14 protein-coding genes are annotated in these 12,991 nt (G+C 72.1%); 4 read left to right on the forward strand and 10 right to left on the reverse strand.

Features of this window, described 5'->3' with window-relative positions; all coding sequences use genetic code 11:
- Positions 1-137: 137 nt before the first annotated feature.
- From A3Q37_RS10750 to A3Q37_RS10760, 3 genes are read right to left on the reverse strand one after another with little or no spacing between them, the layout of a single operon-like run.
- Positions 138-911, reverse strand: a complete 774-nt coding sequence (locus tag A3Q37_RS10750; RefSeq protein ID WP_065481397.1) for a DUF3710 domain-containing protein — start codon at positions 909-911, stop codon at positions 138-140.
- 1 nt (position 912) lies between these two features.
- Complete coding sequence (gene dut, locus A3Q37_RS10755) at positions 913-1,443, reverse strand: dUTP diphosphatase (RefSeq protein WP_065481399.1); 531 nt, start codon at positions 1,441-1,443, stop codon at positions 913-915.
- Positions 1,440-2,024: a PaaI family thioesterase gene (locus tag A3Q37_RS10760; RefSeq protein ID WP_029182603.1), complete on the reverse strand. Its 585-nt coding sequence runs from the start codon at positions 2,022-2,024 to the stop codon at positions 1,440-1,442. Before A3Q37_RS10760 ends, dut begins: the two co-directional genes overlap by 4 nt.
- Positions 2,025-2,082: 58 nt before the next feature.
- Here A3Q37_RS10760 and A3Q37_RS10765 point away from each other — a divergent pair, with 58 nt between their 5' ends.
- Positions 2,083-2,541: a DUF3093 domain-containing protein gene (locus tag A3Q37_RS10765; RefSeq protein WP_065481401.1), complete on the forward strand. Its 459-nt coding sequence runs from the start codon at positions 2,083-2,085 to the stop codon at positions 2,539-2,541.
- 28 nt (positions 2,542-2,569) lie between these two features.
- Here A3Q37_RS10765 and A3Q37_RS10770 read toward each other — a convergent pair whose 3' ends face one another.
- The 4 genes from A3Q37_RS10770 to A3Q37_RS10785 form a co-directional block, all read right to left on the reverse strand.
- Positions 2,570-3,538: a hypothetical protein gene (locus A3Q37_RS10770; RefSeq protein ID WP_065481403.1), complete on the reverse strand. Its 969-nt coding sequence runs from the start codon at positions 3,536-3,538 to the stop codon at positions 2,570-2,572.
- Between the two features lie 13 nt (positions 3,539-3,551).
- Positions 3,552-3,848: a DUF4193 domain-containing protein gene (locus A3Q37_RS10775; RefSeq protein ID WP_003965732.1), complete on the reverse strand. Its 297-nt coding sequence runs from the start codon at positions 3,846-3,848 to the stop codon at positions 3,552-3,554.
- A 403-nt stretch (positions 3,849-4,251) separates the two neighbouring features.
- Positions 4,252-5,496 carry a cell wall metabolism sensor histidine kinase WalK gene (locus A3Q37_RS10780; RefSeq protein WP_065481405.1) on the reverse strand — a complete coding sequence of 415 codons (1,245 nt, stop codon included), beginning with the start codon at positions 5,494-5,496 and terminating at the stop codon, positions 4,252-4,254.
- A gap of 5 nt (positions 5,497-5,501) precedes the next feature.
- Entirely contained in the window at positions 5,502-6,155 is a 654-nt protein-coding gene (locus A3Q37_RS10785; protein WP_006128158.1) for a response regulator transcription factor, read from the reverse strand.
- Between the two features lie 384 nt (positions 6,156-6,539).
- Between A3Q37_RS10785 and A3Q37_RS37195 the strand changes: the two genes are divergently transcribed.
- Positions 6,540-6,713 (forward strand): hypothetical protein, encoded by a 174-nt coding sequence (locus tag A3Q37_RS37195; RefSeq protein ID WP_164493914.1) that lies wholly within the window; start codon positions 6,540-6,542, stop codon positions 6,711-6,713.
- A gap of 91 nt (positions 6,714-6,804) precedes the next feature.
- Here the strand turns inward: A3Q37_RS37195 and A3Q37_RS10790 are convergent, their stop codons facing one another.
- Positions 6,805-7,605 carry an inositol monophosphatase family protein gene (locus A3Q37_RS10790; protein ID WP_065481407.1) on the reverse strand — a complete coding sequence of 267 codons (801 nt, stop codon included), beginning with the start codon at positions 7,603-7,605 and terminating at the stop codon, positions 6,805-6,807.
- A 58-nt stretch (positions 7,606-7,663) separates the two neighbouring features.
- Entirely contained in the window at positions 7,664-8,791 is a 1,128-nt protein-coding gene (locus A3Q37_RS10795) for a ferrochelatase (RefSeq protein WP_065481409.1), read from the reverse strand.
- A 267-nt stretch (positions 8,792-9,058) separates the two neighbouring features.
- Between A3Q37_RS10795 and A3Q37_RS10800 the strand changes: the two genes are divergently transcribed.
- The gene (locus A3Q37_RS10800; protein WP_065481411.1) at positions 9,059-10,303 is read left to right on the forward strand and encodes an MFS transporter; all 1,245 of its coding nucleotides are present in this window, start codon (positions 9,059-9,061) and stop codon (positions 10,301-10,303) included.
- Entirely contained in the window at positions 10,263-11,582 is a 1,320-nt protein-coding gene (locus tag A3Q37_RS10805) for a D-arabinono-1,4-lactone oxidase (RefSeq protein WP_065481414.1), read from the forward strand. The genes A3Q37_RS10800 and A3Q37_RS10805 overlap by 41 nt, the downstream gene beginning before the upstream one ends.
- Before the next feature lie 88 nt (positions 11,583-11,670).
- Here the strand turns inward: A3Q37_RS10805 and A3Q37_RS10810 are convergent, their stop codons facing one another.
- Entirely contained in the window at positions 11,671-12,768 is a 1,098-nt protein-coding gene (locus tag A3Q37_RS10810; RefSeq protein ID WP_065481416.1) for a hypothetical protein, read from the reverse strand.
- Positions 12,769-12,991: the final 223 nt, after the last annotated feature.

The raw sequence follows: 12,991 nt of genomic DNA on the forward strand, positions 1-12,991 counted from the left end.
CGCGTCGTCGCCCGCCAAGTATGTGTGTACGGCACACGGCCGGGCAATGGCCGGGGCCTGTGCGTACACAGGCCGGTGGGCCGCACCCGGGAAGGGGTGCGGCCCACCGGCCGTCGCTGTGGAGTACCGAGAGGTGCCTAGCGGACCTCGGTGATCTCGGGGCCGCGCTGGAGCTGGCCCATGCCGCCGGAGAACCGGGAGCTCTCCTGGTCCTCCTGCTGCACGCCCTCGGGAACCATCTGGGCGTCGTTGGGGAGCTTGAGGACGATCGGGTCGCGCGGGGCCATCGGGCCGTCGCCGCGGACGACCACGGTGTCCCGGAAGATCGTCTCCAGCAGCCCGGCGGCCTCCGGCTGGACCGCGCCCTGGCCGGAGATCACGCCGCGCAGGAACCAGCGGGGACCGTCGACGCCGACGAAGCGCACGAGCTGCACACCGCCCGTGCCGTCCGGGAGCTGTACGGGGACCTGCGCTCGCAGCTCCCAGCCCAGCGGGCCCTCGACCTCGTCGATGATGCCGCCCTGCTGGGTGATGCCCGAGGCGATCTCCTCGCGGACCTCGCCCCAGATGCCCTCCTTCTTGGGGGCGGCGAAGGCCTGGAGCTGGACCGCGCTGTCGCGCAGCACCACGGTGGCGGCGACGATCGCGTCCCCGGCCACCTCGACGCGCAGTTCCATGCCCTCGACCCCGGGGACGAAGATGCCGCCCAGGTCGACCCGGCCCTCGCCGGGCTGGGAGACCTCGGAGCTGTCCCAGGGTCCGTCCGGCCGGGGGGCCGGCGGAAGATTCACCCGACGCGTGCCGGTGTCGGCCCCGTCGGATGCGCCTGACTCGTCGGCGACCTGCTCGGCCTCGCGCACCTCGTCCGCCGCGTCCTCGGCGGAACCACTCTTCTTGCGACGTCCGAACACGTCACTGTCCTTCCCGGTCGGATACGACCGAAGCGTAGCTGTTCCCACCGTGGGTGATCTGGCCCTCGGCGCCGTCCACCGACGCATGGCCGCCGGTGGACCCGAAGCCCCCTTCGGCCCGCGCCGAGCCGGGAAGTTCCGCCACCTCGTGGAAGCGCACCTTCTCGACCTGCTGGACAACCAGTTGGGCAATCCGGTCGAACCGTTCGAATCGCACGCTCTCGCGTGGATCGAGGTTGACCACGATCACCTTGATCTCCCCACGGTACCCGGCATCAACCGTCCCTGGGGCATTCACGAGGGCCACTCCGCAGCGGGCTGCGAGGCCGGAGCGCGGGTGCACGAACGCGGCGTACCCGTCGGGCAGGGCGATCGAGACCCCGGTGGGTAGCACCACGCGCTCGCCGGGGGCGAGTTCGGCGGCCTCGGTGGTCACCAGGTCGGCCCCGGCGTCGCCCGGGTGTCCGTACGCCGGAATCGGCACATCCGGGTCGGTCAGGCGGATCAGTACGTCGACGGGGCTACGGGTCACGGGTTCACCTCGAAGGCGCGGGCGCGCCTGACCTGGTCGGGGTCGGACATGGCTGCCTGGATCTCGGCGGGCCGGCCGTTGTCGATGAAGTGGTCGACCTTGACCTCGATGAAGAGGGCGTCGGCACGGACCGCGACGGGGCCCTCGGGGCCGCCGATCCGGCCGGTGGCGGTGGAGTAGATCTTCCGCCCGTGCACGGCGGTGATCCGGGCGTCGAGGTGCAGCACGGTGTCCACGGGGACCGGGCGGACGAAGTCGGTCTCCAGCCGTCCGGTCACCGCGATCGTGCGCAGCAGCCAGTTCAGCGAGCCGAGGGTCTCGTCCAGCGCCGTGGCGAGCACGCCGCCGTGGGCCAGGCCGGGGGCGCCCTGGTGGGCGGGCTGCACGGTGAACTCGGCGGTGACGCTCACGCCTTCACCGGCCCGCGCCATCAGGTGCAGTCCGTGCGGCTGTCCCCCACCGCAGCCGAAGCAGTGTTCGTAGTGCGCCCCGAGGAGCTCGCCTGGGGCGGGCGCGTCGGGGTGCCGGACCGGCGCGACGGCGTCGGCCGGGGGTGTCAGAGCTGCTGATGTTCCACTCACAGGCGCAGACCTTACCCGCGCGGCGGTGCGGCGGTCGCGCCGTGCCAAGCTTGGTGGCATGCAGCCTTCCGTACCGCCCTTCGACGAACGTCTCACCGCGCCCCGTTCCTGGTGGTTCATCGCCTTCGGGGTCGGTATCGCCTGCGCTCTGATGCTGCTGCCGCTGGGCACCCTGCCGATGCTCGCGGGGCTGGTGGGCGGGACGGCCGCGGCGGCCCTCGTGGTGAGCGGTTACGGCTCCGCCCGGATCCGGGTGGTGGCGGGGTCCCTGGTCGCCGGTGACGCCCGGATCCCGCTGTCGGCGCTCGGCGAGCCCGAGGTGCTGGACGCGGAGGAGGCGCGGGCCTGGCGCACGCACAAGGCGGACGCCCGCGCGTTCATGCTGCTGCGCGGCTATGTGGAGACGGCGGTGCGGGTGGAGGTCACGGACCCGGAGGACCCGACTCCGTACGTCTATCTCTCCACCCGGGACCCGCGGGGCCTGGCGGCGGCGCTGAGCGGCGCCACGGCCGTCTGAGCCGTTCGCCGGACCGGGCGAAGACCCCTCAGCCCTCGATCTCCTTGGGCAGCTCGGCCGGGTTCAGCGGCTGCTCCAGCGGGGGCAGCGCGGGCAGCCGGTCCCAGGGGATCTGCTCCTTGCGCAGGTCGTTCCTGACCCGGTCGGCGAGCTTGCGGGTGTCGCGGCGGTTCATCGTGGCGCCGACGGCGGCGCCGATCATGAACGGGATCAGGTTGGGCAGATTACGCGCCATGCGCTTCATGATCTGCTGGCGCAGCTCGCGCTTCATCTGGCCGCCGAGGGCGGCGTTGAGCGTGGTGGGCCGGGTGACGTCGATGCCGCGCTCCTCGGTCCACGAGGTCAAATACGCGGTGCTGCGCTGGCCGAGATTGCCCGGGGGGCGGAGGCCGTAGACCTCGTGGAGCTCGGCGACGAGCTTCATCTCGATCGCGGCGACGCCGGTCACCTCCGCCGCCAGCTCGGCGAGCATGGCGGGCGGTACGGGCATCATCGCGGCGGCCCCGATGCCGGCGCCGACGGTCGCGGTGCCCCGGCAGGCTCCCGTGACCAGCTTGTCGGCCAGTTCCTCGGGCCCGAGCCCGGGGAACTGTCCGCGCAGGGTGGCGAGGTCGCGCACCGGCACGCGCGGAGCCGTGTCGATGATGCGGTCGGCCAGCTGTGCGGCCAGTGCCTTCGCGCTCTCCCCGCTTTTGCGGACGCCCCGTTTCACTGCGTGCAGGCGGCCCCCGGTCGTGGGCTCCGCCCGGTCCTGCTGTTCCTGCTCGTGCTGCTGCGCGGCCAGGTCCGGCGGTGCTGCCGCCCGGGCCACTTCGAGCGAGGCCGAACGGCCTCGCTCGTCGTCGGAACCGCCGGAGTGGTCCGGCGGGGCGGCGGACCGCTCGGCAGACGCGTGACCGCCTTCTGCCGGGCCTGTGCCGCCGGTACCGTCCTGCTGTGCCTGCTGGCCGTGCCGACGCCAGGGGCGCCGCTTCCGGAACGGTGTCTCGTCTGCCACGGCCGACTCGGCCTCAGTCGCAGTCGCGGCAGATGGGCTGACCGTTCTTCTCGCGGGCCAGCTGGCTGCGGTGGTGCACCAGGAAGCAGCTCATGCAGGTGAACTCGTCCGCCTGCTTGGGCAGCACCCGGACGGCCAGCTCCTCGTTGGAGAGGTCCGCGCCGGGCAGCTCGAGGCCCTCGGCGGCGTCGAACTCGTCGACGTCGACGGCGGAGGCCGTCTTGTCGCTCCGACGCGCCTTGAGCTCTTCGAGGCTGTCCTGGTCCACGTCGTCGTCGGTCTTGCGTGGGGTGTCGTAATCCGTTGCCATGTCGCTCTCCCCCTCTTGGGTGTCTAGGTGTCTCAGCGCACGTAACGCGTGAGAGGCCGGACTTGTGCCCGACCTGAGGCGGAGATTTTGCCTCACATCAAGGTCTGTTACTCAATCGACACCCAACCGGCCGCCTCGGCGAGGCTCGGCTTGGGTGGCGATGGGGACCGTACACGGTCCCGACTGCGCAGTTCACGGGCGCCACCCCGTGTACTTCCCGTGATAACGATCCCCGAAAACCCGGACGATTACCGGCTTTCCGACAGAGTCGTGATCACGGAGAGTAGAAGACCGGAAAATCGGCCCTGTGATCGATCACACACGACCCGCCCGGGAACGGGTCCTGAAAATTCCGCCCAAAGCGAACACGAAGATTCGGTGCAGCGTCACATCGCGCAGCCCCTCAGAGCGGCAGGGTGACACGCATCACGAGACCGCCGCCCTCGCGGGGCTCCGCGATGATACGGCCTCCGTGGGCCCGCGCGACGGACCGGGCGATCGACAGGCCGAGCCCGACCCCCTTGTCGCTGCCCGTGCGCTCCGTACGCAGCCGCCTGAAGGGCTCGAAGAGGTTGTCGATCTCGTACGCCGGGACGACCGGGCCGGTGTTGGAGACGACGAGCAGGGCCTGTCCGTCCCGCACCTCGGTGGTGACCTCCACCCAGCCGTCCTCGGGCACGTTGTAGCGCACGGCGTTCTGCACGAGGTTCAGCGCGATCCGCTCCAGCAGGACCCCGTTGCCCTGCACCGTGGCCGACTCCCGCTCGCCGCGGATCTCGACCTTCCTGGCCAGCGCCTCGGCCCGGGTCTGGTCGATGGCGCGCTCGGCGACCTCCGCCAGGTCGACCGGTTTGCGCTCGACGATCTGGTTGTCGCTGCGGGCCAGCAGCAGCAGGCCCTCGACCAGCTGCTCGCTGCGCTCGTTGGTGGCCAGGAGGGTCTTGCCGAGCTGATGGAGCTCCGGCGGGGCTCCCGGGTCAGAAAGATGGACCTCCAGCAGAGTGCGGTTGATCGCCAGCGGGGTGCGCAGCTCGTGCGAGGCGTTGCCGACGAACCGCTGCTGGGCGGTGAAGGCCCGCTCCAGCCGGTCCAGCATGTCGTCGAAGGTGTCCGCCAGCTCCTTCAGCTCGTCGTCCGGGCCGTCCAGCTCGATCCGCCGGGTGAGGTCGGTGCCGGCCACCCGGCGCGCGGTCCGGGTGATCCGGCCGAGCGGGGACAGGACGCGTCCGGCCATGGCGTAACCGAAGGCGAAGGCGATGACGCTGAGGCCGAGCAGGGCGAGGAGCGAACGGTTGAGCAGGGTGTCCAGCGACTGCTGGCGCTGTTCCTCGTTGCACGCCTTGAGCGCGGCGTTCGCCTCGTCCGCCGAGAGGCCCGGCGTCAGGGCGGGACAGGCGTTGTTGGTGAGCTGGATCTTGCTTTCGGGCAGCAGCTTGAACGGCAGCTCCGTGCCCACGTGCAGCGCCTGCGCGGCCAGCATGTAGATGATCGACAGCAGCACGATGCCCGCGATCAGGAACATCCCGCCGTACAGCAGCGTGAGCCGTATCCGGATGGTCGGGCGCAGCCAGGGGTACGGGGGGTCCGCCTGCTTGGGATCCCAGGTGGGCTTCGGCGGCGCCGCGGGCGGCTCCGGTGTGGTGGCCATGGTCCTCAGATCCGGTATCCGGAGCCCGGCACGGTGACGATGACGGGCGGTTCGCCGAGCTTGCGGCGGAGCGTCATCACCGTGACCCGCACCACATTGGTGAAGGGGTCGGTGTTCTCGTCCCAGGCCTTCTCCAGCAGCTGCTCCGCCGAGACGACCGCGCCCTCGCTGCGCATGAGCACCTCCAGCACCGCGAACTCCTTCGGGGCGAGCTGGATCTCCACCTCGTCGCGGAAGACCTCGCGGCGGTTCGGGTCGAGCTTGATGCCGGCGCGCTCCAGGACGGGCGGCAGCGCCACCGTCGTACGGCGGCCCAGCGCGCGCACCCGGGCGGTCAGCTCGCTGAAGGCGAAGGGCTTGGGCAGATAGTCGTCGGCGCCCAGTTCCAGGCCCTCGACCCGGTCGCTGACATCGCCGGAGGCGGTGAGCATGAGCACCCGGGTGGGCATGCCGAGTTCGACGATCTTGCGGCAGACGTCGTCCCCGTGCACCACCGGGAGGTCCCGGTCCAGCACCACGACGTCGTAGTCGTTGACCCCGATGCGCTCCAGGGCCGCGGCACCGTCGTAGACGACGTCGACGGCCATGGCCTCCCGGCGCAGTCCGGTGGCCACCGCATCGGCGAGCAGCTGCTCGTCCTCGACGACGAGTACGCGCACGGCGCAGTCCTTCCTTCGGTCCTTCGGCGGGTTCACAGAGCGAGCGGCCCACGCGGGGGGCCGCTCGGACACGGGCAGCCAGGCCGACCGTGTGCCTCCATCCTGCCCTCAACACGCATAAACCGGCGGTAAGACGGCGGCGGGCCGGGCCCTCCCGCGGCCTTCCGCGGGGAAACCGGCGGTTTTCCGGGCCAGTTGAGGTTTCTCTGAGCCGCGGGGCGGGGAAGAGGGGTTCACACCCGCGATCACGCCTGTCCCGTGGCATGCCACGGTCCGCCCCGTTTTCCCCGGAGCGGCGGCGCGATCACCCGCTCCTCCGGCTCCCCGGCCGGGGGTATCCCGGGCACACCCCCGTGCCACCGACCCACGATGAGGGGGCGCATCATGGACGCTTTCACCGCAGGTCTGCTGCAACGCATCAAAACGACCGAGTCCGACCTCACGCGGGCGCGCGAGGACGGCGACGACTTCCTCGCGGACGTCGAGCAGGGCGAGCTGGACGATCTGCGCCGACTCGCCGCCGAGCACGGCGTGGAGATCGGCGCCACCAGCGTCTGAGCCGTACGCCACAGGGCCCCGGATGCTGTCCAGGCATCCGGGGCCCTGTGCTGTGCCGTCGGGCTCTCAGGGCCTCACCAGGGGCTTCCGGTCAGTCGTGCCAGGCGCCCAGCTCGTCGAGGGCGGCCTGAAGCGGCTCGAAGACGCCGGGGGTGGCGGCCACCGTCAGGTCGCCGTCGGCGGGCAGCCCCGGGCGGCCGCCGGTCAGCGCGCCCGCCTCCCGGGCGATGAGGTCGCCCGCCGCCAGGTCCCAGGGGTGCAGCCCGCGCTCGTAGTAGCCGTCGAGACGGCCCGCCGCCACATCGCAGAGGTCGACGGCGGCCGAACCGCTGCGCCGGATGTCGCGGAGCCGGGGGATCAGCCGCTGGGCGACGTCCGCCTGGTGGGCGCGGACGTGGGCGACATAGTTGAAGCCGGTCGAGACGAGGGCCTGGTCCAGGGGCGCGGTGGGCCGGCAGCGCAGCGCTTCGCCGTTCGCGAACGCACCTCCGCCGAGCACCGCGTGGTACGTCTCCCGGCGCATCGGGGCCTCGACGACGCCCACGACCCGCTCGCCGTCCCGCTCGGCGGCGATGGAGACCGCCCAGGTCGGCAGACCGTAGAGGTAGTTCACCGTGCCGTCGAGCGGGTCGATGACCCAGCGGATGCCGGTGGAGCCCGGCGAGCTGGCGCCCTCCTCGCCGAGGAAGCCGTCGTCGGGGCGGAAGTCGGTGAGGTAGCCGGTGATCAGCTTCTCGGCGGCGATGTCCATCTCGGTGACCACGTCGATGGGGCTGGACTTGGTCGCGGCCACCCCCAGGTCGGCGGGGCGGCCGTCGCGCAGCAGGGCTCCGGCGCGGCGGGCGGCTTCGAGGGCGAGGTCGAGCAGTTCGGACAGGGCGGGGTCGGTCACGGTGCTCCCAGGTGATCGGTGCGCACGGCCGGGTGGTCGTACGAGACGGTCGTACCGGTTACGCGTACGGGCTGTCGGCGCCCGCGGCGGCGGGCTTCGGGGCCCTGGCGGGGCAGCAGCCGACGGGACAGAGGTCGTGGGAAGGCCCCAGCGAGCCCAGGGCACAGCGCTCCACCGCCCGGCCGCGCTCGCTCGCGGCGCGCTCCAGGACCAGGTCCCGGACGGCAGCGGCGAAGCGCGGGTCGTCGCCCACGGTGGCGGAGCGGCGGACCGGCAGACCGAGCTCGGCGGCCTTGGCGGTGGCCTCGGTGTCGAGGTCGTACAGCACCTCCATGTGGTCCGAGACGAAGCCGATGGGCGCCATCACGACCGCCGGGACGCCCTCGCCGTGCAGGGTCTCCAGGTGGTCGCAGATGTCGGGCTCCAGCCACGGGATGTGCGGGGCGCCGCTGCGGGACTGGTAGACGAGCTGCCAGGGGTGCTCGACACCGGTCTCCTCGCGCACCGCCTCGATGATCAGCCGGGCGACGTCCAGATGTTCCGCGACGTACGCGCCGCCCTCGCCGTGCGCCTCCATGGGGCCGGAGGCGTCGGCGGCGGAGGTCGGGACGGAGTGGGTGGTGAACGCGATGTGGGCGCCCGCCCGGACGTCCTCGGGGAGGTCGGCGAGCGAGGCGAGCACGCCGTCGGCCATGGGCCCGACGAAGCCGGGGTGGTTGAAGTAGTGGCGGAGCTTGTCGACCCGGGGCACATCGAGGCCCTCGGCCTCCAGGGCGGCCAGCGCGTCGGCGAGGTTCTCGCGGTACTGGCGGCAGCCCGAGTAGGAGGCGTACGCGCTGGTGGCGAGGACGGCGATGCGGCGGTGCCCGTCGTCGGTCATCTCGCGCAGGACGTCGGTCAGATACGGGGCCCAGTTGCGGTTGCCCCAGTAGACCGGCAGGTCCAGGCCGTGGTCGGCGAAGTCCTTGCGCAGCGCGTCGAGCAGGGCCCGGTTCTGCGCGTTGATCGGGCTGACCCCGCCGAACAGGAAGTAGTGCTTGCCGACCTCCTTGAGGCGTTCCTCGGGGATGCCGCGGCCGCGGGTCACGTTCGCCAGGAACGGGACCACGTCGTCCGGGCCCTCGGGGCCGCCGAAGGAGAGCAGCAGCAGGGCGTCGTAGGGAGCGGGATCGCGCAGATCGGACATGCCATCGATCCTGCCACCCGCCTCCGACAGGGCGGCAACCGACATCCGACGGTCCGTCGGGAAAGCGCGGAACGGCCGGTGACGGACCCGCCGGAACCGCTCCCCGGTCCGCGCGGAATCCGCTCCCCCGGTCCGTCCGGTATCCGCTCCCCGGCCCGTCCGGAATCCGGTGTTCAGGGCGTCCGGAATCCGGTGTCCGGGGCCTCCGCCCCCACGTAAGCTGTATGGGCCAGCTATACGCCTGACAGGCACGACCGGAGTACCCCCTTGCCCAGCCCCTACCGCGCCATCTTCTCCGCCCCCGGTACCAAGGGGTTCTCCGCCGCAGGCTTCCTCGGCCGGATGCCGCTGTCCATGATGGGCATCGGCGTCGTCACGATGATCTCCCAGCTCACCGGCCGCTACGGGCTGGCCGGGGCGCTGTCGGCGACGCTGGCGATGTCGGCCGCGGTCTGCGGCCCCCAGGTCTCCCGGCTGGTCGACCGCTACGGGCAGCGCCGGGTGCTGCGCCCGGTCACGCTGGTCGCGGTGGCGGCGGTGGCGGGTCTGCTGGTCTGTGCCCAGCAGGGGGCGCCGGAGTGGACGCTCTTCGTCTTCTCGGTGGGCGCGGGCTGTGTGCCGAGCGTGGGGTCGATGGTCCGGTCCCGCTGGGCGGAGATCTACCGGGGCTCCGCCCGGGATCTGCACACCGCGTATGCGTGGGAGTCGATCGTCGACGAGGTGTGCTTCATCTTCGGCCCGATCATCTCCATCGGTCTCTCCACCGCCTGGTTCCCGGAGGCCGGACCGCTGCTCGCCGCCGCCTTCCTGCTGGCCGGTGTCTTCTGGCTGACCGCGCAGCGCGCGACCGAGCCGGAGCCGCATCCGAAGTCGCAGCACACCGGAGGCTCGGCGCTGCGCTCGCGGGGGCTCCAGGTGCTGGTGGCCACCTTCGTGGCGACCGGTGCGATCTTCGGGGGCGTGGACGTGGTGACCGTGGCCTTCGCCGAGGAGCGCGGCCACAAGGCCGCGGCCTCCCTGGTGCTGGCCGTCTACGCGCTCGGCTCGTGTCTCGCGGGGGCCGTGTTCGGGCTGCTGCACCTGAAGGGGAACCCCGCGACCAGGTGGCTGGTGGGTGTCGGCGCGATGGCCGTGAGTATGATCCCCCTCCTACTGGCCGGGAACCTTCCGTTGCTGGCCGTGGCGCTCTTTGTCGCGGGCCTCGCCATCGCACCGACGATGGTCACCACCATGGCCCTCGTCGAAGCGCACGTACCGCGCACCAAGCTGACCGAGGGCATGACCTGGACCAGTACCGGGCTCGCGGTCGGAGTGGCGCTCGGCTCCTCGGCCGCCGGCTGGGTGGTCGACGCCGCCGGGGCGAAGGCGGGGTACGCGGTGCCCGTCGCGGCGGGAGCGCTCGCGGCGGCGGTGGCGTTCCTGGGATATCGCCGGCTGGCCGGGCCGGCTGCGACGGGAGGGCGCGGGGAAGATGACCGACACCTACGCACGGACGACGAGCGCGTGGCGTAACTGGGCGGGCACCGTCACCGCCCGGCCCGCCCGCACCGAGTCGCCCGCATCCGTGGACGAGCTCGCGGACGTGCTGCGCCGGGCGCACGCGGACGGTCTGAAGGTGAAGCCGGTCGGTTCGGGCCACTCCTTCACGGCGGCGGCCGCCACCGACGGGGTGCTGATCCGCCCCGACCTGCTCACCGGGATCCGGGGCATCGACCGTGAGGCGATGACCGTGACGGTGGAGGCGGGCACTCCGCTCAAGCGCCTCAACACCGCACTCGCCCGCGAGGGCCTGTCGCTCACGAACATGGGCGACATCATGGAGCAGACGATCGCCGGGGCGACCTCCACCGGTACGCACGGCACGGGCCGCGAATCAGCGTCCATATCCGCGCAGATCCGGGCGCTGGAGCTGGTCACCGCCGACGGCACGGTCATGGTCTGCTCGGCCGAGGAGAACCCGGAGATCTTCGCCGCGGCCCGGGTCGGGATCGGCGCCCTCGGGGTGATCACCGCCGTCACCCTCGCCGTGGAGCCGATCTTCCTGCTGACGGCCCGCGAGGAGCCGATGGGCTTCGACCGGGTCACCGCGGACTTCGACCAGCTCGTGGCCGAGAACGAGCACTTCGAGTTCTACTGGTTCCCGCACACCGGGAACTGCAACACCAAGCGCAACAACCGCAGCGCCGGTCCGGCCGCCCCGCCCGGCCGGGTGAGCAGCTGGATCGACGACGAGCTGCTGTCCAACGGGGTCTTCCAGGTGGCCTGTTCGCTCGGCCGCGCGGTCCCGGCGACGATCCCCTCGATCGCCAGGCTCTCCAGCCGGGCGCTGTCGGCGCGTACGTACACCGACATCCCTTACAAGGTGTTCACCAGCCCGCGCCGGGTGCGGTTCGTGGAGATGGAGTACGCCGTTCCGCGCGAGCAGGCGGTGACGGTGCTGCGGGAGCTGAAGGCGATGGTCGAGCGGTCGCCGCTGAAGATCAGCTTCCCGGTCGAGGTGCGCACCGCTCCGGCCGACGACATCGCCCTGTCGACCGCGTCCGGCCGGGACAGCGCGTACATCGCCGTGCATCTCTACAAGGGCACGCCCCACCGCTCGTACTTCACCGCGGTCGAGCGGATCATGACGGCGCACGCCGGCCGGCCGCACTGGGGCAAGATCCACACCCGGGACGCGGCCTACCTGGCCGAGGTCTACCCGCGCTTCGGCGAGTTCACCGCGCTGCGCGACCGGCTGGACCCGGACCGCATGTTCGGCAACGACTATCTGCGGCGCGTGCTCGGCGACTGAGGACGGCATCGTTCCGTTACGCCGTCGGCCCCGGTCCCCCGCGCAATGGCGAGGGGCCGGGGCCGAAGCGTTTCCGTCCGTACGTCGGTCACTCGGCGTCGGCGCCGGGCGGGGCCTGTTCGCCCTGGCCGGAGGTGACGCCCGTGCCGGTCGAGGGTTCGCCGGTGCCGGTGTCGCCGGAGTCCGACGGGGTGGGCCGCGTCGGCTCGGGCGTCGGCTCGGCGGATCCGGAGGGCGTCGGGGTGGGGGTGGGCCCGGTGGTCGGGTTCTCACCGCCCGTGCTCCGGCCGGGGTCCGGGCTCGTGCCGCCGGTGTCGCCGCCGTCCGTGGCGGGGGCGGATCCGGTGCCGTCGCCCGGGGTCGGGCTCTGCTCGTCCGCTCCCCCGTCCTTGCCGGTGTCCCCGGAGGGAGCGTGGTCGGCGGGTCCGGAGTCCCGGTCGCCGCCGCGCACGACGGAGCTGAGGGTGGTGCCCTGGCCGCCGCTGAGGTCGCTGCCCGAGATCAGTTCGAACGCGGTGATCCCGGCCATGGAGACCGCGAAGACCGCGGCGGCCGCGAGCGCGGGGCGCTTCCAGCCGCGCAGCCGGGTGCCGTGGGTGACGCCCTCGCCGAACGCGTCGTCGGGGACGGCGGCGGGCCGGTCCGCTCCGGCCCGCGGAAGCATCTGCGTACGGTCGTCGGCGCGCGGGATCACGTGCGTACGGTCGGCGTCGGCTCCGGCACCGAAGGCTCCGGGGGCTCCGGGGGCTCCGGCCGGCGGGACGCGGAGCATCCGGGTCCGCTCGTCGCCGAGGTTCAGCAGCTGCGTCCGGTCCGTGTCGAGCGGCCTCAGCACCTGCGTGCTCTCCGCGTCCGGGACAACGTGCGGGACCGTGCCCGGGCCGACCGTGGGAAGCACCGTGGTGGCGTCGTCCGTCGACTCCGGCCCCGTCGGCTCCGGCTCCGTCCGCTGCGCGGCGGCTCTGCGCCCGGCGGGCGTCGTCTCCTTGGTGTGCACGGTCACCTGGCGGCCCTCCGGGTGGGTCACCTGGACCGTCACCTCGCGGAGCTGCTCGCCGGTGCGGCGGAAGAAGTGCTGGAAGACCGAGCCGCCGCAGGTGGCGACGACGCTCATCACGCCCGCGCCGGCGATCGTGCCGTACACGCCCAGCTGCGAGGCCAGCACCGCTGCCGCGACGGCCGCCACGGCGCTCCCGGCGACCTGCGGGAGACTCAGATCTATGCGCCTTTCCTTGGGTTCTGCGTCACTTTCCGGCTTCTGAACCATTACCAGCCCCTGCTTGACATCTCTCCCACCATGCAACAGGAAGGGACAAATGAGCGAAGTGGATAGTTCCGTTTCGGGTGATTGTGTGAAGCACAACACGCATCAGGGGCATTTCGCGGAGAACTGGGTACCTCAACTCCCG

The organism is Streptomyces sp. PTY087I2 (genome assembly GCF_001687325.1).
In the GTDB taxonomy this organism is placed as follows: Bacteria; Actinomycetota; Actinomycetes; order Streptomycetales; family Streptomycetaceae; genus Streptomyces.

Coding starts and splice junctions, on each gene's coding strand:
- A3Q37_RS10780 (WP_065481405.1), bottom strand. CDS start 5,496: ATGGCCACCACACCGGAGCCGCCCGCGGCGCCGCCGAAGCCCACCTGG.
- A3Q37_RS37195 (WP_164493914.1), top strand. CDS start 6,540: ATGGACGCTTTCACCGCAGGTCTGCTGCAACGCATCAAAACGACCGAG.
- A3Q37_RS10795 (WP_065481409.1), bottom strand. CDS start 8,791: ATGTCCGATCTGCGCGATCCCGCTCCCTACGACGCCCTGCTGCTGCTC.
- A3Q37_RS10805 (WP_065481414.1), top strand. CDS start 10,263: ATGACCGACACCTACGCACGGACGACGAGCGCGTGGCGTAACTGGGCG.
- A3Q37_RS10765 (WP_065481401.1), top strand. CDS start 2,083: ATGCAGCCTTCCGTACCGCCCTTCGACGAACGTCTCACCGCGCCCCGT.
- A3Q37_RS10775 (WP_003965732.1), bottom strand. CDS start 3,848: ATGGCAACGGATTACGACACCCCACGCAAGACCGACGACGACGTGGAC.